Raw genomic sequence first — 26,873 nt, 5'->3', positions numbered from 1 at the left:
GCATATCGTGGCAATCGACATGAATCAGCAGGATGCGACCGCGCTCGCGCAGGCGATTGCAGGTGGAATCCTCAGTGCCGAGCAAGCCATGGATGCTGCTCTCGACGCAGCAGAAAAATGGCGCCCATTGGGCGCCATTGCATATCTCGATCGTGATTTAGGCCGCGAGGGTGCGATTGCATTCGATTCAGCGCCATCAAGAGCGGCTTTCGCGGGCGTTCCCGCCCTCTTCAAGGACCTGGGCGGTCCGTGTGCCGGTCTGCCGATCCGGCTCGGTTCGCAGGCATTCCTCAATGCCTCGCCGCAAATGGATTCGGAGCTCGGTCGCCGGATGCGCGCAGCCGGACTCAACTTCTTCGGCACCACCACCGTACCCGAGTTCGGGCTGGCACTTGCGAGCGAGCCGGCAGGAGCCCCGCCAGCACGCCATCCCTTCGATGAAACGCTTTCACCCGGCGGGTCATCCGGTGGAGCGGCGGCAGCCGTCGCAGCTGGCATTGTTGCAATTGCCCATGCCACCGATGCGGGTGGCTCCATTCGCGTGCCTGCCGCGGCCTGCGGTCTTATCGGCCTGAAACCAAGCCGCGGCTTGCTACCGGCAGGACCGCATTTCGGCAATTATCTTGCAGGTATTGCGAGCGAATTTGCGCTTTGCCGTTCGGTCCGCGATGCGAAAGCGCTTCTGCCACTTGTCGGCGGCAAAACGGAAGGCTTTCTGCCTGACCCAGCGATGCAGGCAGGCGATTTGCCGGGCCGCCTTCGCGTGGGTATCGTGACTGGCGATCTCGCAAACTATCCAATCACAGCCGAGCGCCTGCAGGTTGTGGCAAACGCAGCGCATTTTCTTGAAGCTCAGGGGCATACAATTCATGAAATCCCGGCTTCGGAATTCAGCCCACTGATCGCTTCCAGCGCGCGCGCTTTCGACCGCATCATTTCCGTCAATCTCGCCGCCGCAATCGACTTTCTGGCCCTTGATCAAGACAAGCTTGAGCCACTCACCCATGCGGTTGCAGAGCGTGGGCGGCGCATGGAAGCAACCGCACTTTACCGCGCGATGAACGGAGCCGTCAGTACCGCACATATGCTCTGGCAAATTTTCCGCGACATCGATGTACTGATTACGCCCATGCTCGCGCGCGGGCCGATGCCGCATGGTTCTTTTTCAATGAACCATGTTGATGTCGATGTGCATTGGCAGAAGATGAACGCCTTCGCGCCTTACGCGGCGCTTGCCAATATTTCCGGTTTCCCTGCGCTGTCGCTACCCTTCGGAAGCGACGCCGACAATATGCCGGTTGCCTTGCAGCTTGTGGCGCCGATGGGTGCCGACAGGCTGCTTCTAAGCCTTGGCCAGCGCCTGGAGGAGGACCAACGCTGGCAGCACAAATTTCCCGTTGCGGGGTTAGACACATGACCACAACAGTTCTGGAACTGCAAAATATAACCAAGCGCTTTGGCACATTAACTGCCAATGACGATATTTCGTTAAAATTGGAGCGCGGCGAAATCCTCGCTTTCTTAGGCGAAAATGGTGCCGGCAAAACCACGCTGATGAATATCCTCTTCGGTCATTATGTACCCGATGAAGGTCGCGTTTTTGTCAAAGGTGCTGAAATCCCGCAAGGCAAGCCGCGTGCTGCCATTGATGCGGGCGTTGGCATGGTGCACCAGCATTTCACACTGGCACCCAACCTCACCGTCCTTGAGAACATCATCACCGGCACCGAAAGCCTCTGGAAGCTGAAATCGGCGCAGGGTGCTGCTCATGCCAAAATTGCCCAGATTGCCAAACGTTTTGGCTTGCAGGTCGATCCAGACGCAAGGCTTGGCGATCTGTCCGTCGGCGAACAGCAACGCGTGGAAATCCTTAAAGCACTTTATAATGATGCCGACATCCTTATCCTCGACGAGCCGACCGCCGTTCTGACCACACAGGAAGCAGAAGGCCTGTTTATCACGCTCAAGGAAATGGCGCGTCAGGGACTGTCACTAATTTTCATTTCGCACAAGCTGTATGAAGTCATGTCGGCTGCGGATCGGGTTGTGGTGCTGCGCGGCGGCAAGCTTGTCGCTGAGCGTCAGGCATCTGAAACCACAAAGGAAGAGCTGGCCGAACTCATGGTCGGTCGCCGCGTTTCGCGTCCTTCGCGCGCAGCCGCTACCCCCGGCGAAACGTTGCTTGAAGCAAAGAACGTAACCGTGGTTGAAGACGGCACGGCACGCCTGACAGATCTCGACTTTCACCTTCGTGCAGGCGAGACGCTGGGTATCATCGGCGTTTCCGGCAATGGACAGGCAGCGCTCGGGCGTCTGGTTTCGGGGCTTAGTCAGCCTGCCAGTGGCTCTCTTGTGATGTTTGGGCAAACGGTTAAGAAGTTCGATCCGCGCCAGTTTGTGGGGGCGGGTGTTGGCCGCGTCCCGGAAGATCGCAATGCAGAAGGTGCAATCGGCGATCTGACGCTTTGGGAAAATGCTGTGTTGGAACGCATACGTGATCCGCAGTTTTCCAATGGCCTTCTGGTCAACCGCGCGGCAGCACGTGAATTTACCGACCGCATCATCAAGGATTTCGATGTGCGCGGCGGCACGCCTGACAGCCGTATTCGCCTGCTTTCAGGCGGCAACATGCAAAAACTTATTCTGGGCCGCAATCTCGAAACGGCTCCGCGCATTCTGATTGCAGCCCAACCAACACGCGGCCTTGATGAAGGTGCCGTTGCAGCCATTCATGCCCGCATTCTGGAAGCGCGCGCCAAGGGGGCTGCCGTATTGCTCATCTCGGAAGATCTCGACGAAATCATCGGCCTGGCCGACCGGGTGCAGGCTATCGTCAAGGGCAGGTTATCGCCGCCGATTGATGCCGGGCAAGCCATCGCGCAACGACTGGGCCTGATGATGGCCGGTGAATGGCAGACAAATACCGCGAAGGGGCTGAACTGATGCGTATTGAACGACGCGAGACACGGCCCATGACTCTGGTGGCAACTGCTCCGGTTATCGCAGTTCTTACCGCCTTTGTGCTTGCCGGCCTCCTGATAGCGAGCGCTGGTGCGCCAGTGCTTGAATCCTTTCGTCAGATCACCATCGGTGCTTTCGGCAACAAACTTTCGATCACCGAAACGCTGACGCGCGCTACACCTTTGATGCTGACAGGCCTTGCTGCGGCGGTGGCCTTTCGTTCCAAGCTCTGGAATATCGGTGCAGAAGGCCAATTCTATATGGGTGCCCTTGCAGTGGTTGCATTCGGCACGCAAATAGCGCTTCCTGCCCCGCTGCTTATTCCGCTTCTGCTCATCGTGGGTGCGATTGCGGGTATGATCTTTCTGCTGATCCCCCTCGGCCTTCGCCTGCGTTTTGGCGTTGATGAAGTCGTCACGACACTGCTGCTGAACTTCGTTGCCGTGCTGTTCGTTTCGATGATGATTGAAGGCCCTATGAAAGATCCGCTGGCTTTTGGCTGGCCACAGTCAGAACCTGTGCCGGATGCGGCCGTGCTGCCAAAAATAATGGTGGGCATGCGCCTGCATATCGGCATTCTGATGGCGATCGCGCTCGCGCTCATCATCGCCTATGTGCAAAAGCGCACTGTGTTTGGCCTTGAAACCAAAGCCGCTGGGCTCAACCCGCAAGCGGCACGCTTTGCAGGGGTTCCGCTCGGAAAAACCCTTGTTAAAGTTGCCTGTATTTCAGGCGGTCTGGCAGGGCTTGCTGGCGCAATTCAGGTTATGGGTGTCAAAGGCTATGTCACAACCGACCTTTCGCCGGGCTTTGGCTATTCCGGCATCATCGTCGCCATGCTGGCCAATCTCAACCCGATTGGTGCGATTTTCTCAGCACTTTTTGCTGCCGCCATGTTTGTTGGCGCAGACGGTATGAGCCGCGCTATCGGCATTCCCAGCTTCATTGCAGACGTCACCGTCGCCCTTTCGCTGCTGACCATGCTGGTCGCGCTGTTCTTCACCCAATACAGGATCGCCCGATGAACGAGTTGATGGATATCCTGCTTTCCTCCGGCCTCTGGGTTTCGGTCCTGCGCATTGCCACGCCGCTGATTTTCGGCACACTTGGTGCACTTTATTGCGAACGCGCAGGCGTTCTCAATCTTGGCATCGAAGGCATTATGACCTTTGGTGCAATGATCGGCTGGCTGACAGTTTATAATGGTGCGGATCTTTGGGTGGGCGTGCTTGCCGCCGCAGCTTGCGGGGCGCTGTTCGGTCTGCTTCATGCAGCCCTCACCGTGCCGCTTGGGCTGTCGCAGCATGTGGTCGGGCTTGGCATCACGCTTTTTGCATCGAGCCTCAGCTATTTCCTGTTTCGTCTTCTGGTACCACTGTCTTCAACACCACCAACGATTACGCCATTCCAACCAATCAATCCGTCCTGGCTGACAGACATCCCGTTCATCGGACAGGTTCTTGGCACACAGACGGCACTGACATGGATTGCCGTGCCGCTGGCACTCCTGCTTGGTTACATACTCTTTCGCACGCCGATCGGCCTTGCAATCCGCATGACCGGCGAAAATCCGCATGCCGCGGAAGCGCAGGGCATCAATCCAATCCGCGTGCGTATTTTCACAATCATGTTCGGCAGTGCATTGATGGCTATTGGCGGCTCGTTTCTCACGCTCTCCGCATTCAACTCGTTCTTCCCGACCATGATGCAAGGGCGCGGCTGGGTTTGTATCGCTCTCGTCGTCTTCGCTTCGTGGAAGCCAGCGCGTGCACTTCTGGGCGCTCTGCTCTTCGCGCTCTTCGACGCATTTCAGCTCCGCTTGCAGACCGTTTACGGCAAGGTCGTGCCCTATCAGCTTTTCCTGATGATCCCTTACATCATGTCGATTGTGGCACTCATCGTCATGGCGCGGCGTGCGCGCGTACCTCAAGCGCTCATGCAGCCCTATCGCCGCGGCGAGCGATAAAGAGTAAATCCTGTCACACCAAACAAAAACGGCGCCTTCGGGCGCCGTTTTTTTATATCATCGGGAAGTTCAGGCAGCGCTTGACTTGCCGCTCTTTTCAAAGCGCTTGCGCTCATTTGGATCGAGATAAAGTTTGCGAAGACGGATCGACTTTGGCGTGACTTCAACCAATTCGTCGTCCTGAATCCACGACAGCGCGCGTTCCAGCGTCATGCGGATCGGCGGCGTCAGCTTCACAGCTTCATCCTTGCCTGCAGCGCGGATGTTGGTGAGTTTCTTGCCCTTCAACACGTTCACTTCAAGGTCGTTGTCACGGCTGTGAATGCCGATCAGCATGCCCTGATAAACCTTGACGCCAGCGTCGATGATCATCGGGCCGCGATCCTCAAGGTTGAACAGTGCGTAAGCAACAGCTTCGCCCTGATCGTTAGAGATCAGAACACCGTTGTTGCGGCCAGCGATTTCGCCCTTGTATGGCTGATAATCATGAAACAGGCGGTTCATGATCGCGGTGCCGCGGGTGTCTGTCAGGAGTTCCGACTGATAACCGATAAGGCCACGGGTCGGAGCGTAGAACACCATACGAACGCGGTTTCCGCCCGAAGGACGCAATTCGACCATTTCGGCCTTGCGTTCGGACATCTTCTGCACAACCGTGCCGGAATATTCTTCATCCACGTCGATGACGACTTCTTCGACCGGCTCAAGCTTTTCACCGTTCTCGCCTTCTTTCATGACGACGCGCGGACGCGAAACGCCAAGCTCGAAGCCCTCACGACGCATGTTTTCGATCAGAACTGCAAGCTGCAATTCGCCACGACCGGAAACGAAGAACGAATCCTTTTCGTTCGATTCTTCAATCTTGAGCGCAACGTTGCCTTCGGCTTCCTTGAGCAGGCGGTCACGGATAACGCGGCTCGTCACCTTGTCGCCTTCGGTGCCCGCATAAGGGCTGTCATTGACGATGAAGGACATGGTCACGGTCGGTGGATCGATGGGCTGTGCGGCGAGCGGCTCGCTTACCGAAGGATCACAGAAGGTATCGGCAACCGTGCCCTTGGAAAGACCGGCAATAGCGACGATATCCCCTGCATGCGCTTCATCAATGGCCTGGCGTTCGATACCGCGGAAAGCGAGAATCTTCGAGATACGGCCATTTTCGAGCAGCGAACCATCCTGACTGAGAACCTTGACGGCCTGGTTCGGCTTGATCGAGCCGGAATGGATACGACCGGTGATGATGCGCCCCAGGAACGGATCGGCTTCGAGGATCGTACCGATCATGCGGAACGGACCTTCAGCAACCTTTGGCGCAGGCACGTGCTTCAGCACGAGGTCAAACAGTGGAGCCAGACCTTCATCCTGCGGACCTTCCGGGTTCAGCGCCATCCAGCCGTTACGGCCTGAACCGTAAAGGATCGGGAAGTCGAGCTGTTCGTCGGTCGCGTCGAGATTGGCGAAGAGGTCGAACACTTCGTTGATGACTTCTTCATGACGGCCATCAGGACGATCGATCTTGTTGATCGCAACGATCGGACGCAGGCCAACCTTTAGCGCCTTGCCAACAACGAACTTCGTCTGTGGCATCGGGCCTTCGGCAGCGTCAACGAGAACGATAGCACCATCCACCATCGAAAGGATACGCTCAACCTCGCCGCCGAAGTCGGCGTGGCCCGGTGTGTCGACGATGTTGATACGCGTGTTTTTCCAGACAACCGAAGTGGCCTTGGCGAGAATGGTGATCCCGCGTTCCTTTTCGATGTCGTTGGAATCCATCATGCGTTCTGCAACGCGCTGGTTCTCGCGGAACGAGCCGGATTGCTTCAAGAGTTCATCGACCAGAGTGGTTTTGCCATGATCGACGTGTGCGATAATAGCGATATTACGCAATTCCATATGGAGATCACTTCTATATGAGTTGGGAGCCGCGCCAACAGACCCGCGCGGGAAAACAATGCGGCGCTCTTACAGGTTTTTTTGCATTTTAGAAAGGGGCAGCACGAAACTGCCCCTCAATTAACCCGAAAAACCCGAATTTCATTGCGTTTTTACACTGTCATTCTGACAGTTTTTTGAATGGTTTTCGAGCATGTCGTTATCGAAAAACGGGTTTCCACTTCCTCGCGACATGCCCGATATTTATAAAAGCGTGCCAGACAGAATGACCAGTGCGACGCTGAAATAGATCACAAGACCCGTCACATCGACCAGTGTGGCAACGAAAGGCGCCGATGCGCTGGCCGGATCAAATCCGAGCCTTTGCAGTATGAATGGCAGCATGGAACCTGTCAGCGAACCGAAAGTCACAATGCAGACCAGCGCCATGCCGACGGTCGCTGCCACCAGAATCCAGTGTTCGCCGTAGTCGTATATACCGAGCGTCTGCCAGATGGCGATGCGTATGATGCCAATGACACCAAGGAAGCTGCCTAGCGCCAGTCCCGTTGGTAATTCACGCAGGGCGACACGCCACCAGTCCCTGAGCTTGATTTCCTGCAAGGCCAGTGCGCGGATAATCAACGACGTTGCCTGTGAACCAGAATTACCGCCTGAAGACATGATGAGCGGGATGAACAGTGTGAGCACCAGAGCCTTTTCAAGCTCCAGCTCAAAATGCTGCATCGCACTTGCAGTCAGCATCTCGCCAAGGAAAAGGATGCCGAGCCAGCCTGCACGCTTCTTCAGCATCTCGCCAAAGCCGATGCGCATATAAGGTTTGTCAAGCGCCTCCATACCGCCAAAGCGGTAGGCATCTTCGCTAGCTTCTTCGGTCATGGCGTCGAGTACGTCATCGACCGTAACAATGCCGATGATATGGCGGCTTTCGTCCACCACAGGCACGGCCAGAAGGTCGTGCTTACGGAACAGACGAGCGACATCCTCACGGCTTGCCATCGGCGAAATGGTGATCGGATCGTCATCACGGGCAACGGACAGGATCGGTTCGTCGGGCTGACGGATGATGAGACGGCGCAAGCTGACCACGCCCAACAGAACGCGGCTGGCCGGATCGACCACATAGATGGCGTAAACCGTCTCACGCGTACGTTCGACCCTGCGGATATGGTCCAGTGTCTGGCCAACATTCCAATTGGAAGGCACGGTTATAAATTCGATGGTCATGAGCGAGCCTGCCGTATTCGGCGGATAGCCCATCAGTTTCTTCAGCGCGGTCTTGGTTTCTGGCGCGAGAATGGGAAACAGGCGTGCGCGGTCGTCGTCTTCCAGTTCCTGAAAAACGTCGGTTGCACGGTCCGCCGACATACCATCAAGCAAGAGGCTTGCAAGGCCGGGCGGGAGGGTAGCTATGATTTCAGTAGCACGGTGCAGCTCCGGCTGATCGAGCAGACGGATGGCATCTTCGTGCGAAAGCTGTGCGATGACGGCGACTGCATCATCGGCATCCAGTTCGTTAATGAGTTCCACTGCGTCGCCGGTATGCATGTCTGCAATGCGGCTTGCGATTGCAGCAGCAGGGAGATCGGCAACATTGAGTACTTCCGGGAAGAAGTTATTGTTGGGCTTCAGGCCGGTCATTGGGCTTGCCTTTCTGTCGATCCGCCGTCGAAGGCAGACCGTGCAAGCCGACCGCAAGCGATCAGATCACGAACTGCCTTGACGGCTGAAACAATCGACTGTGACTGTCGCTTGGCATAAGAGAATAAAACTCCGGTTGAAAATGCTGCCGCAGAAATTCGGCTGCGGGCGTGATGTGCGCTTGACCGCCAACAAAGTCAAGCCCTTCGAGACGAAGTCGAACGCTTTTTCCAGGCTCCTTCATTAGTCGCGAGCCCCGATGATGAAACCGTGAAAGCCGCATCCCAGCCCTTGCCCCTCTGCTGCGTAACTCCTAAGTCTGATCCGTACCGAATTTATTTGATCTGGAGTTTCATCATGCCCGACAACACCGCCTACAATCGCGCGCTGACTGAATGGAACGGACCGTGGGGCCTGCCGGATTTCACCGCTTTCAAGGATGATGATTTCGCATCTGCATTTGATGCTGCGTTGGCTGCCGACCTTGCAGAAGTGGAAGCTATCGCCAAGGCCACTGATGAAGCGACCATCGAGAATACACTCAAAGCTCTGCAACTGACCGGCAAAGCGCTCGACCGCGTATCCGCGATTTTCTGGATGCGTGCTGGTGCACATACCAACAACACGATCCAGGCTCTGGAACGCGAAATAGCGCCGAAAATGTCGCGTCATTATTCCCGCATCATGATGGATCCGACGCTTTTTGCGCGTATCGATGCGCTTTATGAAAACCGCGATATGCTGGATCTCGACACCGAGACCAAACGCGTTCTTGAAAAAACGTGGAAAGGGTTTGTCCGTTCGGGTGCTAAGCTCGATGAGGCTGGCAAAGCCGAACTGGCGGACATCAATGAAAAGCTTGCCGGACTTGGCGCTCGCTTCGGCCAAAACGTGCTGAAGGATGAATCGGGCTGGGCCCTGTACATTACCGATGAAGCCGACCTTGCCGGTCTTCCCGACTTCCTGAAAAATGCCATGCAGAATGCCGCCGCCGAGCGGGGTAAACCGGACGCATGGGCGGTTACGCTATCACGCTCGATTGTCGAGCCATTTCTTTCTTTCTCCGAAAACCGTGAACTGCGCGAACAAGCATTCAATGCCTGGGCCAAGCGTGGTGAGAATGGCGGCGAAAACGACAATCGCGACATCGTGCGCGAGATGGTGGAACTGCGCGAGCGCAAGGCCCATCTGCTCGGTTACGCCAACTTCGCAGCTTACAAGCTCGATGACACCATGGCCAAGACGCCGAAGGCCGTTATGGACCTGCTTGAACCTGTCTGGGACAAGGCTCGCGCCAAGGCCCAAGAAGAAGAAGTCGAGCTCGAGCGCCTGATCGCAGCCGATGGCGGCAACCACAAGGTCGCCCCGTGGGATTGGCGCTTCTACGCTGAGAAGCTGCGTGCAGAACGCTTCGCCTTCGATGAAGCGGAACTGAAGCCCTATCTTCAGCTTGAAAAGATTATCGAAGCGGCTTTCGACGTAGCTGGCCGCCTGTTCGGCATCCGCTTTGAGGAAAAGAACGGCATAGCCGCATGGCATCCCGACGTACGGGTGTTTCAGGTGCTCAATGCAGATGGCAGCGAACGCGGTCTCTTCCTCGGGGACTATTTCGCCCGTACCTCAAAGCGTTCTGGCGCATGGATGAGTTCCCTGCAATCCAGTCACAAACTTGATGGCGGACAGAAGCCGATCATCTATAATGTGATGAATTTTGCAAAACCCAAGGCTGGTGAGCCAGCCCTGCTCTCGCTGGATGATGCACGCACGCTCTTCCACGAATTCGGTCATGCACTGCACGGGCTTTTGTCGGACGTGACCTGGCCTGCTGTTTCCGGCACCGCCGTGTCGCGCGATTTTGTGGAATTACCGTCGCAGCTTTACGAACACTGGTTGACCGTCCCAGTTGTTCTCGAAAAATACGCCGTGCACTACCGCACCGGCGAAGCCATGCCGAAGGTGCTCCTCGACAAGGTTCTCGCGGCCCGCACCTTCAATGCAGGCTTCAACACGGTCGAGTTCACCTCATCGGCGCTGGTGGACATGGCGTTCCATACCGGCAAGGAAAAGATCGCCGATCCGCTCGCTTTTGAGGTAAAGACACTGGAAAAGCTTTCCATGCCAGATGCGATCATCATGCGCCATCGCACCCCCCATTTCACGCACGTATTCTCCGGCGACGGCTATTCAGCGGGTTACTATTCCTACATGTGGTCGGAAGTGCTGGATGCGGATGCCTTCTCGGCATTCGAGGAAACCGGCGATGCTTTCAATCCAGAACTGGCTGCGAAGCTGAAGCAGCATATCTATGCCGCAGGCGGCAGTCGTGACCCGGAAGAGCTTTACAAAGCATTCCGTGGCAAGATGCCGACACCGGACGCAATGATTGAAAAGCGCGGCTTGAATTAACACCAAAAAGCAGAAGGCCGGGAAACCGGCCTTCTTCAACTCCTGTGGGTCAGAATATTCACGAGCCGTCCGTAGGGATCGCGCGTGTAGAAACGACGCACTCCCCAATCCTCATCGGCCGGTCCGTATTCGATGCGAAACCCCAGCGTGATCGCGCGCTCCAGCATCAAATCAACATCGTCCACCTCGATGGAAAGATCAGGCACCGGCGTGCCTGATCCACCCTCGCTCATGACGCTTAGCTGCACCCGCGCCTGCGTGTCAGCGGCATAGGTCACGATCCAACCGAAATCCATCGCCACGTCGAGGCCAAGCAAGTCGCCGTAGAAGCGCTTTGCCGCAGCAGGATCACCTGCAGCAATATTGGCGACGATGCGACGGACGGCCATCAGTATTCGCCCAGCTTGATGTCCGGTGTGTAATCGACGCCGTCGACTTCCTTCACAACCGGCTGGCCGCAATGCATCACGCCGGTCGCAGCATTAAATGCATAGGTGGGGGAACCGTAAAGCTGCCAGCCCTTGTTGAGCGCCGCGGTAACGCGATGGCAGAATGCGGAATCATCCGGGCCCGTAATGAAACGATATAACTTCATACTGTAACTTCCTCTGTTATAACTTTACGCCCGCCTTCGCGAGCACACGCTCGGCCATCTCGAGATGCAAACGCTCGACCATCTGCCCATCCAGCGAAACCACACCCTTCCCGGCATTTTCAGGCCGGGCAAAGATTTCAACAATAGCGCGGGCATGAGCCACTTCGACCTCGGTCGGTGAGAAGACCCGGTTCGCCGCTTCGATCTGGCCCGGATGGATCAGCGTCTTGCCGTCGAAACCCATGGCGGCACCTTGCGCGCATTCCGCTTCGAAGCCAACGCTGTCGCGAAAATCATTGTAAACACCGTCCAGAACGGTGATCCCGCCAGCCCGTGCCGCGAGAATGATCTGCATCAGCCATGGCACGAGATAAGGTCGGCCCGGTTGCGGACGCACCCCAGTTTCCCGCGCAATATCGTTCGGCCCGACGACGAAACAGGCAAGCCGCACCGCCGAACGATGTCCGAGAACCGCTATTTCGTCGGCATTGAGAATACCGCGCGCGGTTTCGATCATCGCCCACACTCCAACCCCTGGGTCGGCATCCTGACGATCAAGCCGGTTGGCCGCGTCTATTATATCCTGCGGTCGTTCCGTCTTGGGCAGAAGGATCGCATCCGCCCCCATTTTCGCAGCAGCCGCGACATCATCCCTACCCCAAGGCGTTTCCGCCGTATTGACCCGTACGATTCGTTCGAAATCAACCTTCGGATGGCTTGCGAAATGCGTTGCCAGCGCCTCGCGCGCCATGATCTTTGCTTCAGGCGCAACGGAATCTTCCAGATCATAGATCACACAATCCACCGAAAGGGTCAGCGACTTCTCCAGAGCGCGAGCATTGGCGGCAGGCACAAAAAGGACAGAACGGCGGGGACGAACAACGGTTTTCATATTTCGATATGTGCACGGAACCATCAAAAGGTGCAAGCTCCCAACGGCCCAGCCGGGGGGCTTGAAATCCTTCTCATGGGTGCCTATTTTGCAGCCTTCGGTTGGAATGCACCTGCCGTCCGCAGCCTTTGGCCATGGTAAAGCATTCCTGTTTAACGTTTTTGTTCCGGTGACGGCAGAAACGGCAACGCGGGCACCCGTTCATGAAAACGCCGCTCACAACAAGGAGCGAGAACAATGACCACAGCTATTATCGCTGGGACCAATAACGCTGACTTCAAGCATCAGGCCCGCCGTTTGCGGCAGGCTTTGAGTGAGGAAGGCATCACCATCAGCCACGGCAAGGCACTCGACCTTGTGGCGCGCCAGTCCGGCACACGTGACTGGAATACGCTTGCCGCCAATGACGGCAAGGTGGCGCCCGCATCCGTCGAGGGCGATACCGCGCCTTACCGCGTAGGGCAGCGCATCACCGGCATGTTTCACACGACGCCGTTTGATGCCCGCATTATCGCCGTAGAGGAAACGATCAAACCTGAACTGTGGCGCATCACGCTTCAGTTTGATCCGGCAATCGATGTGTCGGTTTCGCCGAACCTTTCCATGCGGCGCAGGCGTTATACGATTGTCGTGGGCACTGATGGCAAATCCCGCCGCCTAACTGGCAGCGAGACCGGTGGCGTCGCCCTTAACGTCTGATAATTGCGCAAACTGCGTCAATTGCGCATGATATGGAAATCTTGACGCGGTTTGCGGACAGGAATATGCGCTTAACCTGACAATCGATCTATCCGGCGTGCCTCCGCGCGCGCCGGATAGATCGCAAAACAGGTCGGGAGTTGCGACCTATTGGGCAGTTTCGGCCTCAAACGTTGACTCTCGGTCAAGCTGATGTAAACCAGTTTGGAAAATGCAAATTCCCAACCGACAGGTTCAGGACATGGATAAGTTCACCAAGCTCACGGGCGTTGCCGCCCCCCTGCCGATCGTCAATATCGATACGGATATGATCATTCCGAAGGATTACCTTAAGACGATCAAGCGCACAGGTCTGAGCAAGGGGCTTTTCGCCGAAATGCGCTTCAACGAAGACGGGACTGAAAACCCGGATTTCATCCTGAACAAGCCGGGCTACCGCAACGCGCAGATTCTCGTTGCGGGCGACAATTTCGGCTGCGGTTCCTCGCGTGAACATGCACCATGGGCTTTGCTCGACTTCGGCATTCGCTGCGTGATCTCGACTTCATTTGCCGACATCTTTTACAATAACTGCTTCAAGAACGGCATTTTGCCCATCAAGGTCAGCCAACAAGATCTGGACAAGCTGATGGACGACGCTTCGCGCGGCGCCAACGCCACCCTCACCATTGATCTCGAAGCCAAGGAAATTCATGGCCCTGACGGTGGCACGATTTCCTTCGACCTCGATGATTTCAAGCGCCATTGCCTGCTCAATGGTCTAGACGACATCGGACTGACCATGGAAAAAGCCGGCAGCATCGACGCATTCGAGGTCAAGCGCGCCGAACAGCGTCCCTGGGCATAATGTCGGCATGCGCTATATATACTCGGCCGGAATGCCTGATCGCAGGTCTGGTGGCCTGCACAAGTGAATAGGACACGATTGGCTGGAATGGCCCGAGAAGATCAAAGCGGCGACTGGGCGGGACGTCTCTCGCCCTCGCTGGACGAAATCGAATCCATCGCGATTGAAGCTCTTGCGCACCTGCCGCAGGAGTTTCGCGCATTGTGCGGCGACATCATCATCCAGATCGCTGATTTTCCTGACGATCAGATCATCGAGGATATGGGGCTGGATACGCCTTTCGACCTGCTTGGCCTTTTCGAGGGGCGCGGCATCGGCGAGCGTTTCAGCCTACAGACCGGTGAAGGCCCCAACCGCATCACGCTCTATCGCCGTGCGATCCTTGACTATTGGTCCGAACATGAAGAAACGTTGGGTGATATCATCACCCATGTGCTCATTCATGAGATTGGCCATCATTTCGGGCTGTCCGACGACGATATGGAGAATATCGAAGCACAGGCGGAATAGCGCATCCCCGCAATTGAAAAAGGCGCCCACAGGGCGCCTTCATTGCATTTGTATTAGCATTACGGTTGCCACTTTGTCCGGCGTGGCGAAAGAAATCATTTTCGAGTACCGGAGCGGAGCGTACTTGAAGGTACGTGAGCGCCGGAACACAGATAAATCGCTCTTTGCAGCCCGGTATCACAAAGAATGCAGTTGTAATCTTAGGCTACACTCAGGCGGACATCAATATTGCCGCGTGTTGCGTGCGAGTACGGGCAGACGATATGAGCGGCCTGAACCAGCTCTTCCGCCTTCACCTTGTCCACGCCCGGCAGTGCAACTTGGAGCGCCACATCAAGCCCGAAGCCCGTGCCGTCTTCACGCGGGCCTATACCAACCGTCGCACTCACGGTGCTATCTGCGGCAATGGCGACTTTCTCTTTGGCAGCCACAAATTTCAACGCGCCCAGAAAGCAAGCAGCATAGCCGGAAGCGAAAAGCTGCTCGGGATTGGTCCCTTCGCCACCCGAACCGCCGAGCTCCTTCGGCGTATCGAGAACGACGCTGAGCCGTCCGTCGGCGGTCTTGGCGCTGCCAGTGCGGCCGCCGGTTGCTGTCGACTGTGTCGTGTATAGAATTGGCATTTGTGGTCTCCTTCAGCTTGTTTTCACCAGTCATATTATACGCAATTACATTGTGCGCAATATAATAATGTAAAATTTAATGTCACGATTATGTGATGCACAATCCAATTGTGTCTGATGTATATATTGGCAAAGGAGTTATCGATGAAGCCTGACGCTCAGAAATCCAATCTCGGCCTGTCCAACATGGTCTGCTTTGCGATCTATTCGACAGCGAATGCGCTGACGCGTGCCTATCAGCCAATTTTGAGCAAGCTTGATCTGACCTATCCGCAGTTTCTGGTGATGATCGTTCTCTGGGAACAAGATGGCCAAACCGTTTCGGAGATTGGTGCAAAACTCAACCTTGATTCCGGCACTCTGACCCCGCTGTTGAAACGCCTCGAAGCAGCCGGACGGATAACACGTCGGCGTGACCCGCAAGATGAGCGACAGGTCCGTATCACGCTGACGGATGATGGCAAGGCACTGCGCAACGAAGCAGAGAGCATCCCTGAACAGGTTTTCTGTGCGCTCGGTCAGCCCATCGATGAGCTACAGGATTTACGCAGGCGATTGCTCAATATACGCGGCAATCTCACAGACAGCATTTCCCGCTAACAAAAAAGCGCCGGTTTCCCGGCGCTTCTTAACATCGAAATTGAGTGCGAATAATCAGGCGGCAAGCGCCTTCGGCTTAATAAGGCCGCGCGCGACCAGCAGTTCGGCGATCTGGATCGTGTTGAGAGCAGCACCCTTCCGCAGGTTGTCGGAAACAACCCACATCGCCAGACCGTTCTCAACAGTGATGTCCTCGCGAATACGGCTGATATAGGTCGCGTCTTCGCCAGCGGATTCATACGGCGTGATGTAGCCGCCGTTCTCGTGCTTGTCGATAACCTGGCACCCAGGCGCTTCGCGCAGGATTTCGCGTGCTTCTTCCGGCGTAATCGGGCTTTCAAACTCGATATTGACCGCTTCGGAGTGACCGATAAAGACCGGAACGCGAACGGCCGTTGCCGTCAGCTTGATCTTTGGGTCAAGCATCTTCTTGGTTTCGGCCACCATTTTCCATTCTTCCTTGGTGTAGCCGTCTTCCATGAAGACATCGATATGCGGGATCACGTTGAACGCAATGCGCTTGGTAAACTTCTTCGCTGTGACAGGATCGGCGACGAAAACAGCGCGTGACTGTTCGAACAGCTCATCCATGCCTTCCTTACCTGCGCCCGAAACAGACTGGTAGGTCGAAACGACGACGCGCTTGATCTTGGCTACATCGTGCAGTGGCTTCAGAGCCACGACAAGCTGCGCGGTCGAGCAGTTCGGATTGGCAATGATGTTCTTCTTGCGGAAGCCTTCGACCGCGTCTGGATTCACTTCCGGCACGATCAGCGGCACTTCCGAGTCATAACGCCAAGCTGACGAGTTATCGATAACCACACAGCCCTGCTTGCCAATTTTCGGCGACCACTCCTTGGAAATATCGCCGCCGGCAGACATCAGGCAGATGTCCGTATCGGAAAAATCATACGTGTCGAGCGCCTTGACCTTCAGCGTCCGATCGCCATAGGACACTTCCGTGCCCTGGCTGCGGCGCGATGCAAGCGCGACAACTTCGTCAGCCGGAAAGCCACGTTCTTCGAGGATATTGAGCATTTCGCGCCCGACATTTCCGGTAGCGCCGACAACTGCAACCTTGAAACCCATTCTTTGTCTCCTGTCCCTCTCCGCTTCCAGATTCGGAACCCCGCAGGCCACGCGGGACTTCCGCCCCCGGGCCAGACCCGGGGAGAGGGCGAGCAGGCCAAGGGAATCAGACCGTTTTCGTGGTCGTTTTAGTAATGGCCGTGAGTGTTTTGAAAATCGAAGGCATAGGCGCGGCCCCGGCAAATATGCCGGCAGCTCCAAGCGAAACTGACGCTATGTTAACGCGATCCACGCGGGTTCTCCTTCGTTCGCCATTGCTTTTACGCGGTTTATAGATGGAGTCAATTCTCCACCCCTTCAAGGAGCGCATTTTTTGGCGCTTTATCAATTTTCCCTAGTAATTCAAGCCGTCAGTTCTGTCTCATACTAAAGACTACTGCACGAATCCTCTTTTTCGGTTCATCATACAAATGTGAGGAGAGCACCGGACAGTTGAGAGGAACTTTCCCGGTGCAACAGGCGAATTTCATCTACCTGGTGAAGAAGGTTCGTCTGACATTTGCCCGTCAGGGGCTCTGTTTGGGAGGACAGATTAATGGCAGTCTCGTCAAGTGCTGATGTCGGCACGCAGAAAATGACGAGCGAAGAACGCAAGGTCATCTTTGCGTCTTCGCTTGGCACCGTTTTCGAATGGTACGACTTCTATCTCTATGGAACGCTTGCCGCCTTCATCGGCGCAGCATTCTTCAACGAATACCCGGAAGCGACCCGAAACATCTTCGTTCTGCTCGCTTTTGCGGCAGGCTTTCTTGTCCGGCCGTTCGGCGCTCTCGTCTTCGGACGCATCGGTGATCTCGTTGGGCGTAAATACACGTTCCTTGTCACTATCGTCATCATGGGCGCATCCACGTTTCTCGTGGGCATCCTGCCTGGCTCGGCCACGCTCGGTATTTTCGCGCCGATCATCCTGATCGCCCTGCGTATGTTGCAGGGGCTGGCACTGGGCGGTGAATATGGCGGCGCGGCAACCTATGTTGCGGAGCACGCTCCGAACAATCGGCGTGGTTTCTTCACGTCATGGATCCAGACAACAGCAACGCTCGGCCTGTTCCTGTCGCTACTCATCATCCTTGGCATCCAGAGCATGATGAGCAAAGAAGCTTTCGCGGCTTGGGGCTGGCGTATTCCGTTCCTCGTCTCCATCGTCCTGCTCGGTATTTCCGTCTGGATTCGCATGCAGATGAGCGAGTCGCCTGCATTCAAGCGCATGAAGGAAGAAGGCAAGACATCCAAGGCCCCGCTTTCTGAAGCATTCGGCCAATGGAAGAATGCCAAGATTGCACTTATCGCTCTTTTCGGCCTTACCGCCGGTCAAGCCGTGGTGTGGTATTGTGGCCAGTTCTACGCCTTGTTCTTCCTCCAGAATGTCCTGAAGGTCGAAAACCAGTCGGCAAACATCATGGTCGCCATCGCGCTCGTTATCGGTACAGGCGGCTTCGTCTTCTTCGGCTGGCTGTCGGACAAGATCGGTCGCAAGCCAATCATCATGGCAGGCCTTCTGCTTGCTGCTGTAACCTACTTTCCGTTGTTCAAAGCACTGACCGGAGCTGCAAATCCGGCTCTGGCTCAGGCTGAACAGACCGTCAAGGCCACTGTGACGGCGGCTCCCGGCGATTGTAACTTCCAGTTCAACGCTACCGGCACGTCGAAGTTCACCACCTCTTGCGATGTTGCGACAAGCTTCCTCGCCAAGAGCTCAGTACCATACGAAATCGTGCAGACAGCAGCAGCCGGCACCCCCGCAACTGTAACAATCGGTGACAGCACGATCACGTCCTACGACGCTGTTCAGGCAGGAGCCGATGCCAAGGCAAAGCAATCAGCCTTGTCTCACGACGTGAACCTTGCCTTGCAGAAGGCCGGTTTCCCGCTCGTTCGCGATCCTGCGAAAGTACCGGACAGCAAGCTCGACGCATTTGTCGCCGCCAATCCGGAACTTCAGCTCAATGCCGAAGCCATCCGCGGCGGAGACAAAGCGATGGTTCCGGCTGCCGATCTGGTGAAACAGAAGCTTCTGACCCAGACCGAAGCCGACGGTCTTGGTGTCAGCACTGATCAGGCTGTCTATACCATCCCGAACGCTGGCGCATTCAAAATGGTCGCTGACCCTGCACAGGTGAACTGGTTCCTGACAATCGCCATTCTTACAATCCTCGTCATCTACGTGACGATGGTGTATGGCCCGATTGCCGCGATCCTCGTCGAGATGTTCCCGACCCGCATTCGCTATACCGGCATGTCGCTGCCATATCACATCGGCAACGGCTGGTTTGGCGGCCTGCTTCCGGCTGGCGTGTTCGCACTGAGCGCAGCCAAGGGCGACATCTATTACGGCCTCTGGTATCCGATCATTATCGCCTCCATCACTTTCGTGATTGGTATGATCTTCGTCAAGGAAACCAAGGGCGTAGATTTACACAAGCTCGACTAAGCGTCACAGTTTCTCAAATCAAAACGCCGCCCATTGGGCGGCGTTTTCTTATTTCTCTGAGTTTCTATCGGCGATAGTGCGCTTCAATTTCTATCAGCTTCTGCTTTCGCCAGAGACCGCCGCCATAACCTGTGAGCGACCCATCCGCACCAATCACTCGATGACATGGAATGATGATAGCAATCTGGTTTGCCCCATTGGCCCGGGCAACTGCACGCACGGCAAGCGGCTTCTCAATCGCCTGTGCCAGTTCACTGTAACTGCGAGTCTCCCCTGCCCGAATATTCTGAAGCTCACGCCAAACACCTTGCGTAAAAGCGCTGCCATGCAGCACCAGCGGCACATCGAATGTCGGAGAATGACCGTTAAAGAACGCATTCAACTGCTGCTCGACAAGATCATGGGTGCCGAAACGTCCCACTCCCAGATCTCCACGACAGGCGACATAAAGCTTCTTCAGTTCCGCAGACAGCGCCTTACGATCAACGAACTCAAGCAGGTGTAAGCGTCGCGCATCACAGATAGCGATCATTGTGCCAAGCGGTGACTTGATCCAGTCAGCGCGTAGCAAACCATCACCTCGCAGTTTACCGGGCGGAAGCCCTAGTATGCGGGCAAAAGCACGACGAAAAGCTTCCGCAGATTCAAAACCTGCATCAATCTGTGCATCGATTACGCGCCCGCCATCGACAAGCGTCTGGAATCCATGCCGTAAGCGCTCCTGTCGGGCCATTTCCAGGAATGTCATCCCGAAATGGCGGCGAAAACTGCGACGGATGGTTGAGGGATCGAGCCCCATGAGAACAACATCCTCCTCGCTCCAGCGGCGCTCTGGATCATCCTCCAGCGCATCGAGAAGCTTTTTGACGGAGGGCTCCGCGTCGGCAGCGGGCTGTAGTGGATGGCATCTTTTGCAGGGCCGAAAGCCGTCGGCCATGCATTCGACAACCGATGCAAAGAAGCGGCAATTTTCCTGTTTCGGTTTCCGCGCCGGACAAGTCAGGCGGCAGAAAATTCCGGTCGAGATCACACCGACATAGGCCCTGCCCTCATAAGCGGCATCGCGGGCGAGAAGTGCATCATAGAGTTCGTTTTGATCTGGGAGCGTGAACAACATGCGGCTATTCTTATGCAGCGGAGCAGGAGTTTACAGCCTCAAATCGGGCACTTATTCAGAAAAAGAGAAGTCCGCCACGCAAAATGCATGGCGGACACTCAGTCCGATGCGTCTCTCGCGCTTATTCTGCGGAAAGCGTTGAAAATTTGTCGAGGATGGCATCGCCCATTTCGACGGTGCCAACCTTGGTCTTGCCTTCCGACCAAATGTCGGCTGTGCGCAGGCCATCATCAAGCACTTGCGCAATTGCAGCTTCCAGACGATCCGCCTCATCCACCAGGTTGAAGGAATAGCGCAGGCACATGGCAAGTGAAGCAATCATTGCAATCGGATTAGCAACGCCTTTGCCAGCGATATCCGGTGCGGAACCGTGGACCGGCTCATATAGCGCCTTGCGCTTGCCGGTTTTCGAATCGACCGCACCAAGCGAGGCGGACGGCAGCATGCCGAGCGAGCCGGTCAGCATCGCAGCAACGTCCGACAGCATGTCGCCGAACAGATTGTCCGTCACGATGACGTCGAACTGCTTCGGCCAGCGCACGAGCTGCATACCGCCAGCGTCGGCCAGCATATGCTCCAGTTCCACGTCGGCATGCTTTTCCTTGTGACGCGCGGTGACGACCTGATTCCACAAGACGCCCGACTTCATCACGTTGCGCTTTTCCATCGACGTGACTTTATTGCGACGTGTACGCGCCAGCTCGAAGGCAACATCGGCGATGCGTTCGATTTCGTAAGTGTCATAGACCTGCGTGTCGATGCCGCGCTTCTGACCATTGCCGAGGTCAATGATTTCCTTTGGCTCGCCAAAGTAGACACCGCCGGTAAGCTCACGCAGGATGAGAATGTCGAGCCCCTCGATCACTTCCGGCTTCAGCGACGAGGAATGAGCCAAAGCCGGATAGCAGATGGCAGGGCGCAGGTTTGCGTAGAGTTGCATGTCCTTGCGCAGGCGCAGAAGACCGGCTTCCGGGCGTACTTCATAAGGCACATCGTCCCACTTTGGGCCACCGACAGCACCGAAAAGTACGGCGTCGGCAGCCAGTGCCTTCTCCATATCCGCATTGGAAATCGCCTGGCCATGCGCGTCATATGCCGAGCCGCCAACCAGACCTTCTTCGGTTTCAAAGCCGAGATTGAGGCCCGAGTTGAGAAAAGCGATGATCTTGCGGACTTCCGCCATCGCCTCTGGACCGATGCCATCGCCGGGCAGGAGAAGGAGTTTTCTGGATGCCATAATGCCAAGCCTCTGTTTTGTTTCGCATATTCCCGAAAACCAATGACACGTTTCGCCAGAATATCGCGTTCGAATTCATAACAACATCGAAGCGTCCTAAGCCGCCCGATACCATCTTCATCAAGTTCCGCGAGGGTTATAGAGCCCTGTTGTCCGACAAGCAATAATGCGCGCGGCTGAAACTTATGAAAAAGATTGGGGGCTGAGCAGAAATTATATAACAGCGAGTAGAGCCGATGCCGTTCAGCGTTTCAGGCTTCCAATCATCGACAAATAGAGCTGTGCTCACTCTGTCAAACTGCGCGCTTCGGATGGCAGCATGATAGGTATTCCACCCCGAACCGGATAGGCAAGTTTCGCCTTCCGCGAGATCAGTTCAGCACGTTCCGCATCATATTCCAGCGGCCCTTTTGTAAGCGGGCATACGAGAAGTTCAAGCAGGCGCACATCAATGTTGCCGGTTTCCGCCTTATCGTCCATTGTCTAATTCCTGAATTCACTGGAGCCGCGATCCAAAATCGTCGTCCTTTACCCTGGCCAATACCATTTCGGTGATGGCAATCAAAGTTGCCGCACGCGTCTGCAAATCGGGAGCCTCCAGAAGTGCCTGTTTTTCCGCCGGGCCAAAAGGCGACATGATGGAAAGTGCATTGACGAGCGTTTCGTTGTTCGCGCGAGAAATACTCTCCCAGTCCGCCTCCAGATTATGTGCTTCGAGATAATCGCGGAAAGCACCCAGCAAAGCGTCCCGGTCAATCTCCGACGAATCCTGCGCCTCTTCCAGATCAGCAAGGAACGGTATGATACGGCATTGTCGATAAGGCTGACGGCAATTGACCTCTTCCCGTACACGAAAGCGGCAGATTCCCTGCAAGGTAATAAGCAGGCGACCGTCTCCTGTCTCGGCAAAGGTAGTGATGCGGCCAAGACAGCCGACATTGCTCAATTGCGGACGGAGGCTTTCATCCAGCTCATTGATCGTTTCGTCATCGTCGCCGTCAATTTTCGGCTGAATCATGCCGATTATACGCTTACCTGCCAAAGCATTTTCGACCATCGCCAGATAGCGCGGCTCGAAGATATTAAGCGGAAGCTGACCGCCGGGCAGAAGCAGCGCCCCTTTCAACGGGAAAACCGGCACAGTCTCGGGTATATCGGCGCCCGTTCTGTAACGGGCATTGCCCACCTGCATTTCAACCTCCCTTTAGGACTCTAGAAACGTATGTCCTAACAGTTGGAATGGAATCCGCATGGCGTGCGAAGCACAATTCATCCACCATGCTCCCGGCCACTCGTGATCAGGAAAATAAAAGCGACGACAGCTTGCGCCGCGCACCGAGCGTCGCTGGATCGGCATTGCCCCACGCTTCGAAAAACTGAAGCAACTGTTTGCGTGCGCCGTCTTCATTCCAATCGCGGTCCGACTTCATGATGAAAAGCAGCTCATTGGCCGCTTCTTCACGCCGCCCCTGTGCATTACGCACCTGTGCGAGGTCGAAGCGAGCCTGATAATCCTTCGGGTCAGCTTGAATACGCTTCTCAAGTTCAACCGGATCGCCAATGAGCTTGACCTGATCAGCCAGTGCAAGACGTGCTTCCAGTGCGCAAACGGCAGGGGCATCCTGTTTGTCCGCAGGAAGCTGGACCAGAATTTCCCGCGCCTTTTCCGCATCGCCGGATTCCAGAACACAGGTGGCAAGGCCGACAATTGCATCGACATTGTCCGGTACGGCTTGAAGAATGGACGCGAAAATATCCGATGCCTGAACGAAATCACCAGCTTCGACCAGCTCATTTGCGGCAGTAATGGCTTCGGCAAGCGCCGCTTCGGCATCGCTCGGCCCGCCAACCTTGGCGATGAATTCCTTCACTTTCGATTCCGGCACAGCGCCCATGAAACCATCGACCGGCTGACCATTGACGAAAGCGATTACGGCCGGAATGGATTGAATCCCAAGCTGGCCCGCGATAGCCGGATGATCATCGATATTCATCTTGACCAGTTTGACCACGCCACCCGCGTCCCGCACGGCCTTCTCAATGATTGGTGTGAGCTGCTTGCAAGGTCCGCACCACGGCGCCCAGAAATCCACCAACACCGGCTGCTTGCGGGATTCGGTAATTACATCCGCCTGAAAACCTGCCGTCGTCGTGTCCTTGACGAGATCCGCACCTCCCGCAGAAGCTGGTGAAGAACCGAAAGAAACATTCGCCGTCATCTGGCCACCTGCACCGGCATAAGGATTATTCTGGCTGCTCATAGGAAATTCCTTCGTATTTTCCGACCGATGCGACAGTACACATGCAAGCCGGTGTCGTTCTTTCAGTTCGTATCTTCGAAAGCCAATTTCAAGACGGTCATTTCAGCAAGCTGCGCTGTAATTTAGCGCTCCCGCCTCGTACTTCAATGAACAATTGCTGCTTGCAAGAAGATCGCCCATTGCGAAAATCAGTTTATACTGAAATGTCCGCTTTCGCACTTTCGGAAACCGCCAGAATCTGCGGTTCATGTCCGGTGGCTCTGAGAAAAGCGACAAGGTCTTCACGCTTGATTGAAGTCGTGGCTTCGTTGGTCAGCGGATGCCCGTTGATGACATCATACTTCATGAGATCGGCATCTAGAATAACCTGCACATTATGTGCGCTATCGTTGACCGCACCGAATACCGTAACTGCGCCCGGAAACACTCCCAGATACTCCATCAATTTTTCAGGCTTACCGAATGAAACACGGCTCGCAGCGCCGATCAATTGGTGAATCGACTTCAGATCAACCACTGCATCCTCTTCGACTGTCACGAGAAAGAAATTGTCTTTCTTGTCCTTCAAGAAGAGATTTTTGGTATGGCCACCTGGAATTTCACCGCGCAGGCTTTGGGAGTCGGCTACTGTGAACAAGGGAGGGTGTTCGATAGTCTTCACCTCGATACCGAGTTTCTGAAGATAGTCGTGAAGTTCGCTCGGCGACACAGGCATGATTCCACCCCATTCTGTTCGGTATTGAGTATGATGCGCATTTCATCACGCTCCTCACGTTTCGATGATTTGCATCAGCGCTTATAGACCATGGATACAGGCTTAGAAACCATGCAAAACGAATTGGAATGTTCACACAAATGCGCCAACGCTTACCCCCCGTTTGACCATCGATTCCGTTATCCATGCAGGCCAATTTTCCTTGTTTTGGCGAAAAATCACAGCCGAGAATATGACTCGCACTCTGAAAAATATAATTTTTACAGTTAGTTATAATGAATCCGGCAGCTAATTTCTTTGAAACGGCATTTTCCTGCAATTTCCCTGTTGCAATCTCCGGGGTGTTAGTTCATATAGCGCTTGCCTGACGGAAACGAATGGTTTCCGAAACGACTGGCGCGAGCGGGTGTAGCTCAGGGGTAGAGCACAACCTTGCCAAGGTTGGGGTCGAGGGTTCGAATCCCTTCGCCCGCTCCAGTTTTCAGCAAGGCATTTCTCAAAATCCCGGCCTCGTCTGGGATTTTTGATTTTCTGAGCCATACCTCCCCCCATATGCGTAATCGATTGAAGCGGTCGCGGTTACGGCACGGTTACCAACCTGCAGAATCGGCAGAATGTGTAGTCGTTGCGTCATAAGATTCGGGGCTATCTTAAGAATTCAGCCCCCGTCGACATTTCTCTTTTCAAACAACTCGTTAAAAATGCGATCAGCACCCCACGCCTGCGCGGAAGTGAACGCCAACTGTCTCAAATCATCTCGATCAAGTTCCTTTTGCCCCGGCTTGTATCCCAAATCATGATTTGCTTCTGACCAAGCATGTTGAAATAATGTTTTTATCTGAAGCTCGAAACATATTGGAACAAGCGCGGGATCAATATCATTAGTGACAACGTCTGGCGGCAAAAGTAAAATTTGATGCCTTCCAAAGTAGCCGAACTCCCACTCGCTTTGAGGAACAACATCTTTTGATTCGATGGGATGAAAGTATCGCAATATTTCACCTTCAATACGATCAACATCACAACGATAATACGTAATTATTCTGGCTCCAATTTGATCCTGAATTTGATGAAATGGTGCTTCGTACTTTAGCTTACCTCCCACAACCTTTTCGGCCTTACCTACAAAACGATCAATGCTTTTAGCGCGAGCAGAAATTCTATCGATACGATCCATTCCCTTCAACAAGTTAGCAATGAAACTCTCAAGGTTCCTAGATATAGGAATCAACGCCTTCTCGTGTCGAACAGTGTATTCATCCGCGATATGACTCATTTTGTTTTCTCAAGTTTTTCTGTTACTATCTTCCCTTTTGTTGAGAAAATAAACTCATCATTATCAATCTCTTCCCTATCAAATACTTCATCAAACTGCGAAGACTGTGCGGTTAAGACAGCCCCAGAATCTAACTCTACGGTTTTATAAGGCAGCTGTTTGAAGAATTCCTCCGCATTAAACACGAAATTGTCCTCAGCCAGATCCGGTCTGGGAAAAGCTCGTAAAACTTGTTCTCTCGTCTGTGCCGAAAAACCGAAGCGGTCACAAAACTCATTCGCATTCATGTGATGCCCTTCGATACCGGGTGCCAAAGTAGCAGCAGCGGTTATCTGTTGCTTCACTTGCAAATCAGTAGCCCGGTTAGCCGCATCTTTCAGCGCTAATGCAAGCCTACGTGTCCCCATCGCCGGCGTGGTTGAAAATTCTGACTCAAGGAAGTCTCGAACCCAGTAATTGGACGTCTCAGCGTCACGACTGTTGATCTGCTTATCAACCGCATGACCGCTCCAAAATCCTGCAGCTAGCGACTCATGCTGATACCAGACCGCCTTATAGGAATGAGCATTCTTCATGAAAACGCGGTCGATGAATTCTACAGTTAATGCGTCCGCAGCATCGTCAACGAGGACACCATTATTGGCTCTGAATCGAGATATAACAACCTTATGGTGTGCACCCTCAATACCATACAATAGAAACATTAACCCAAGACCCGAACGCTTCGTCGTAACGCCGGAAAGCTTATCAGCTAGGATTCTGCCATTCTCTATATCGGGGTTAGTTAAGTAGTTTATTAAAATGGACCGACACACGTTTGCCTGTGCACCATCATTCCCACGGCGGAACGCGATGCCTATTGAACATTCTTCGTCAGCTCGGTTGTAGATATCATTTAATAATGAGAACAGCTGACCTTCTTGTGGGACGGAGTTTCCGGTAGCAGCAACTACGTTCTCAACCCCTGGAATAGCCCCTTAATTGCCCGGACAGTTTCTGCCACTTAAATAAGTGATAGGACTACTGTTCACATTATGACTGGTAATAGCATTAAGATGGAAATTCTTTCCGGCCCTGAGCGGCGTCGACGCTGGAGTACCGCGGAGAAACT

25 protein-coding genes and 1 tRNA gene are annotated in these 26,873 nt (G+C 54.8%); 11 read left to right on the top strand and 15 right to left on the bottom strand.

Annotation, left to right across the window (positions count from 1 at the left end; genetic code table 11):
- The first annotated feature begins 19 nt into the window (after positions 1–19).
- The 4 genes from FJQ48_RS04915 to FJQ48_RS04900 are packed head-to-tail and all read left to right on the top strand — an operon-like array spanning position 20 to position 4,927.
- The gene (locus FJQ48_RS04915; protein ID WP_139974090.1) at positions 20–1,417 is read left to right on the top strand and encodes an amidase; all 1,398 of its coding nucleotides are present in this window, start codon (positions 20–22) and stop codon (positions 1,415–1,417) included.
- Positions 1,414–2,943: an ABC transporter ATP-binding protein gene (locus FJQ48_RS04910; protein WP_139974089.1), complete on the top strand. Its 1,530-nt coding sequence runs from the start codon at positions 1,414–1,416 to the stop codon at positions 2,941–2,943. Before FJQ48_RS04915 ends, FJQ48_RS04910 begins: the two co-directional genes overlap by 4 nt.
- Positions 2,943–3,986, top strand: coding sequence for an ABC transporter permease (locus FJQ48_RS04905; protein WP_139974598.1), 1,044 nt, complete (start codon positions 2,943–2,945; stop codon positions 3,984–3,986). Before FJQ48_RS04910 ends, FJQ48_RS04905 begins: the two co-directional genes overlap by 1 nt.
- On the top strand, positions 3,983–4,927 hold the full coding sequence (locus FJQ48_RS04900) for an ABC transporter permease (RefSeq protein WP_139974088.1): 945 nt from the start codon (positions 3,983–3,985) through the stop codon (positions 4,925–4,927). Before FJQ48_RS04905 ends, FJQ48_RS04900 begins: the two co-directional genes overlap by 4 nt.
- Before the next feature lie 69 nt (positions 4,928–4,996).
- On the opposite strand, the gene typA is transcribed toward FJQ48_RS04900, so the two are convergent.
- The gene (gene typA / locus FJQ48_RS04895; protein WP_139974087.1) at positions 4,997–6,823 is read right to left on the bottom strand and encodes a translational GTPase TypA; all 1,827 of its coding nucleotides are present in this window, start codon (positions 6,821–6,823) and stop codon (positions 4,997–4,999) included.
- A 243-nt stretch (positions 6,824–7,066) separates the two neighbouring features.
- Positions 7,067–8,464: a magnesium transporter gene (gene mgtE / locus FJQ48_RS04890; RefSeq protein ID WP_139974086.1), complete on the bottom strand. Its 1,398-nt coding sequence runs from the start codon at positions 8,462–8,464 to the stop codon at positions 7,067–7,069.
- A gap of 357 nt (positions 8,465–8,821) precedes the next feature.
- On the opposite strand from mgtE, the gene FJQ48_RS04880 reads away from it, so the two are divergent.
- Positions 8,822–10,870, top strand: coding sequence for a M3 family metallopeptidase (locus FJQ48_RS04880; RefSeq protein WP_139974085.1), 2,049 nt, complete (start codon positions 8,822–8,824; stop codon positions 10,868–10,870).
- 35 nt (positions 10,871–10,905) lie between these two features.
- Here FJQ48_RS04880 and FJQ48_RS04875 read toward each other — a convergent pair whose 3' ends face one another.
- From FJQ48_RS04875 to FJQ48_RS04865, 3 genes are read right to left on the bottom strand one after another with little or no spacing between them, the layout of a single operon-like run.
- Entirely contained in the window at positions 10,906–11,259 is a 354-nt protein-coding gene (locus FJQ48_RS04875) for a VOC family protein (RefSeq protein WP_139974084.1), read from the bottom strand.
- Positions 11,259–11,465, bottom strand: coding sequence for a DUF1737 domain-containing protein (locus tag FJQ48_RS04870; protein ID WP_002965766.1), 207 nt, complete (start codon positions 11,463–11,465; stop codon positions 11,259–11,261). Before FJQ48_RS04870 ends, FJQ48_RS04875 begins: the two co-directional genes overlap by 1 nt.
- A gap of 16 nt (positions 11,466–11,481) precedes the next feature.
- Entirely contained in the window at positions 11,482–12,357 is an 876-nt protein-coding gene (locus FJQ48_RS04865) for a CoA ester lyase (protein WP_139974083.1), read from the bottom strand.
- Between the two features lie 237 nt (positions 12,358–12,594).
- On the opposite strand from FJQ48_RS04865, the gene FJQ48_RS04860 reads away from it, so the two are divergent.
- From FJQ48_RS04860 to FJQ48_RS04850, 3 genes are all read left to right on the top strand, one after another.
- Positions 12,595–13,056: a glyoxalase superfamily protein gene (locus FJQ48_RS04860; RefSeq protein ID WP_139974082.1), complete on the top strand. Its 462-nt coding sequence runs from the start codon at positions 12,595–12,597 to the stop codon at positions 13,054–13,056.
- 241 nt (positions 13,057–13,297) lie between these two features.
- Positions 13,298–13,903 carry a 3-isopropylmalate dehydratase small subunit gene (leuD, locus tag FJQ48_RS04855; RefSeq protein ID WP_139974597.1) on the top strand — a complete coding sequence of 202 codons (606 nt, stop codon included), beginning with the start codon at positions 13,298–13,300 and terminating at the stop codon, positions 13,901–13,903.
- Positions 13,904–13,990: 87 nt separating this feature from the next.
- Positions 13,991–14,413, top strand: a complete 423-nt coding sequence (locus FJQ48_RS04850) for a metallopeptidase family protein (protein ID WP_139974081.1) — start codon at positions 13,991–13,993, stop codon at positions 14,411–14,413.
- Positions 14,414–14,613: 200 nt separating this feature from the next.
- Here FJQ48_RS04850 and FJQ48_RS04845 read toward each other — a convergent pair whose 3' ends face one another.
- Positions 14,614–15,036 (bottom strand): organic hydroperoxide resistance protein, encoded by a 423-nt coding sequence (locus FJQ48_RS04845; protein WP_139974080.1) that lies wholly within the window; start codon positions 15,034–15,036, stop codon positions 14,614–14,616.
- Positions 15,037–15,180: 144 nt separating this feature from the next.
- Here FJQ48_RS04845 and FJQ48_RS04840 point away from each other — a divergent pair, with 144 nt between their 5' ends.
- On the top strand, positions 15,181–15,636 hold the full coding sequence (locus FJQ48_RS04840; RefSeq protein ID WP_139974079.1) for a MarR family transcriptional regulator: 456 nt from the start codon (positions 15,181–15,183) through the stop codon (positions 15,634–15,636).
- Between the two features lie 54 nt (positions 15,637–15,690).
- On the opposite strand, the gene FJQ48_RS04835 is transcribed toward FJQ48_RS04840, so the two are convergent.
- Complete coding sequence (locus FJQ48_RS04835; protein WP_139974078.1) at positions 15,691–16,725, bottom strand: aspartate-semialdehyde dehydrogenase; 1,035 nt, start codon at positions 16,723–16,725, stop codon at positions 15,691–15,693.
- Positions 16,726–17,260: 535 nt separating this feature from the next.
- Here FJQ48_RS04835 and FJQ48_RS04830 point away from each other — a divergent pair.
- Positions 17,261–19,156: an MFS transporter gene (locus tag FJQ48_RS04830; protein WP_139974077.1), complete on the top strand. Its 1,896-nt coding sequence runs from the start codon at positions 17,261–17,263 to the stop codon at positions 19,154–19,156.
- Positions 19,157–19,220: 64 nt separating this feature from the next.
- Here FJQ48_RS04830 and FJQ48_RS04825 read toward each other — a convergent pair whose 3' ends face one another.
- The 6 genes from FJQ48_RS04825 to FJQ48_RS04795 form a co-directional block, all read right to left on the bottom strand.
- A complete protein-coding gene (locus tag FJQ48_RS04825; protein WP_139974076.1) occupies positions 19,221–20,273 on the bottom strand; it encodes a trifunctional transcriptional activator/DNA repair protein Ada/methylated-DNA--[protein]-cysteine S-methyltransferase in 1,053 nt (350 codons plus the stop codon).
- Positions 20,274–20,394: 121 nt separating this feature from the next.
- On the bottom strand, positions 20,395–21,510 hold the full coding sequence (gene leuB / locus FJQ48_RS04820; protein WP_139974075.1) for a 3-isopropylmalate dehydrogenase: 1,116 nt from the start codon (positions 21,508–21,510) through the stop codon (positions 20,395–20,397).
- Positions 21,511–21,795: 285 nt separating this feature from the next.
- Positions 21,796–21,990 (bottom strand): Trm112 family protein, encoded by a 195-nt coding sequence (locus FJQ48_RS04810; protein ID WP_139974074.1) that lies wholly within the window; start codon positions 21,988–21,990, stop codon positions 21,796–21,798.
- A 16-nt stretch (positions 21,991–22,006) separates the two neighbouring features.
- The gene (locus FJQ48_RS04805) at positions 22,007–22,702 is read right to left on the bottom strand and encodes an LON peptidase substrate-binding domain-containing protein (protein ID WP_139974073.1); all 696 of its coding nucleotides are present in this window, start codon (positions 22,700–22,702) and stop codon (positions 22,007–22,009) included.
- Between the two features lie 106 nt (positions 22,703–22,808).
- A complete protein-coding gene (gene trxA / locus FJQ48_RS04800; protein ID WP_139974072.1) occupies positions 22,809–23,771 on the bottom strand; it encodes a thioredoxin in 963 nt (320 codons plus the stop codon).
- 193 nt (positions 23,772–23,964) lie between these two features.
- Positions 23,965–24,486: a prolyl-tRNA synthetase associated domain-containing protein gene (locus tag FJQ48_RS04795; RefSeq protein ID WP_139974071.1), complete on the bottom strand. Its 522-nt coding sequence runs from the start codon at positions 24,484–24,486 to the stop codon at positions 23,965–23,967.
- A gap of 402 nt (positions 24,487–24,888) precedes the next feature.
- On the opposite strand from FJQ48_RS04795, the gene FJQ48_RS04790 reads away from it, so the two are divergent.
- A tRNA-Gly gene (locus FJQ48_RS04790) sits at positions 24,889–24,963 on the top strand.
- Between the two features lie 181 nt (positions 24,964–25,144).
- On the opposite strand, the gene FJQ48_RS04785 is transcribed toward FJQ48_RS04790, so the two are convergent.
- Positions 25,145–25,762, bottom strand: coding sequence for a RelA/SpoT domain-containing protein (locus tag FJQ48_RS04785; protein WP_139974070.1), 618 nt, complete (start codon positions 25,760–25,762; stop codon positions 25,145–25,147).
- The gene (locus FJQ48_RS04780) at positions 25,759–26,466 is read right to left on the bottom strand and encodes a hypothetical protein (protein WP_139974069.1); all 708 of its coding nucleotides are present in this window, start codon (positions 26,464–26,466) and stop codon (positions 25,759–25,761) included. Before FJQ48_RS04780 ends, FJQ48_RS04785 begins: the two co-directional genes overlap by 4 nt.
- Between the last annotated feature and the right edge of the window lie 407 nt (positions 26,467–26,873).

Origin of the sequence: Ochrobactrum sp. CGA5 (genome assembly GCF_006345815.1) — a bacterium.
Taxonomy (GTDB): Bacteria; Pseudomonadota; Alphaproteobacteria; order Rhizobiales; family Rhizobiaceae; genus Brucella.
This window is presented reverse-complemented; position numbering and strand designations above follow the sequence as displayed.

Coding starts and splice junctions, on each gene's coding strand:
- FJQ48_RS04915 (WP_139974090.1), top strand. CDS start 20: ATGAATCAGCAGGATGCGACCGCGCTCGCGCAGGCGATTGCAGGTGGA.
- FJQ48_RS04910 (WP_139974089.1), top strand. CDS start 1,414: ATGACCACAACAGTTCTGGAACTGCAAAATATAACCAAGCGCTTTGGC.
- FJQ48_RS04905 (WP_139974598.1), top strand. CDS start 2,943: ATGCGTATTGAACGACGCGAGACACGGCCCATGACTCTGGTGGCAACT.
- FJQ48_RS04900 (WP_139974088.1), top strand. CDS start 3,983: ATGAACGAGTTGATGGATATCCTGCTTTCCTCCGGCCTCTGGGTTTCG.
- typA (WP_139974087.1), bottom strand. CDS start 6,823: ATGGAATTGCGTAATATCGCTATTATCGCACACGTCGATCATGGCAAA.
- mgtE (WP_139974086.1), bottom strand. CDS start 8,464: ATGACCGGCCTGAAGCCCAACAATAACTTCTTCCCGGAAGTACTCAAT.
- FJQ48_RS04880 (WP_139974085.1), top strand. CDS start 8,822: ATGCCCGACAACACCGCCTACAATCGCGCGCTGACTGAATGGAACGGA.
- FJQ48_RS04875 (WP_139974084.1), bottom strand. CDS start 11,259: ATGGCCGTCCGTCGCATCGTCGCCAATATTGCTGCAGGTGATCCTGCT.
- FJQ48_RS04870 (WP_002965766.1), bottom strand. CDS start 11,465: ATGAAGTTATATCGTTTCATTACGGGCCCGGATGATTCCGCATTCTGC.
- FJQ48_RS04865 (WP_139974083.1), bottom strand. CDS start 12,357: ATGAAAACCGTTGTTCGTCCCCGCCGTTCTGTCCTTTTTGTGCCTGCC.
- FJQ48_RS04860 (WP_139974082.1), top strand. CDS start 12,595: ATGACCACAGCTATTATCGCTGGGACCAATAACGCTGACTTCAAGCAT.
- leuD (WP_139974597.1), top strand. CDS start 13,298: ATGGATAAGTTCACCAAGCTCACGGGCGTTGCCGCCCCCCTGCCGATC.
- FJQ48_RS04850 (WP_139974081.1), top strand. CDS start 13,991: ATGGCCCGAGAAGATCAAAGCGGCGACTGGGCGGGACGTCTCTCGCCC.
- FJQ48_RS04845 (WP_139974080.1), bottom strand. CDS start 15,036: ATGCCAATTCTATACACGACACAGTCGACAGCAACCGGCGGCCGCACT.
- FJQ48_RS04840 (WP_139974079.1), top strand. CDS start 15,181: ATGAAGCCTGACGCTCAGAAATCCAATCTCGGCCTGTCCAACATGGTC.
- FJQ48_RS04835 (WP_139974078.1), bottom strand. CDS start 16,725: ATGGGTTTCAAGGTTGCAGTTGTCGGCGCTACCGGAAATGTCGGGCGC.
- FJQ48_RS04830 (WP_139974077.1), top strand. CDS start 17,261: ATGGCAGTCTCGTCAAGTGCTGATGTCGGCACGCAGAAAATGACGAGC.
- FJQ48_RS04825 (WP_139974076.1), bottom strand. CDS start 20,273: ATGTTGTTCACGCTCCCAGATCAAAACGAACTCTATGATGCACTTCTC.
- leuB (WP_139974075.1), bottom strand. CDS start 21,510: ATGGCATCCAGAAAACTCCTTCTCCTGCCCGGCGATGGCATCGGTCCA.
- FJQ48_RS04810 (WP_139974074.1), bottom strand. CDS start 21,990: ATGGACGATAAGGCGGAAACCGGCAACATTGATGTGCGCCTGCTTGAA.
- FJQ48_RS04805 (WP_139974073.1), bottom strand. CDS start 22,702: ATGCAGGTGGGCAATGCCCGTTACAGAACGGGCGCCGATATACCCGAG.
- trxA (WP_139974072.1), bottom strand. CDS start 23,771: ATGAGCAGCCAGAATAATCCTTATGCCGGTGCAGGTGGCCAGATGACG.
- FJQ48_RS04795 (WP_139974071.1), bottom strand. CDS start 24,486: ATGCCTGTGTCGCCGAGCGAACTTCACGACTATCTTCAGAAACTCGGT.
- FJQ48_RS04785 (WP_139974070.1), bottom strand. CDS start 25,762: ATGAGTCATATCGCGGATGAATACACTGTTCGACACGAGAAGGCGTTG.
- FJQ48_RS04780 (WP_139974069.1), bottom strand. CDS start 26,466: ATGTTTCTATTGTATGGTATTGAGGGTGCACACCATAAGGTTGTTATA.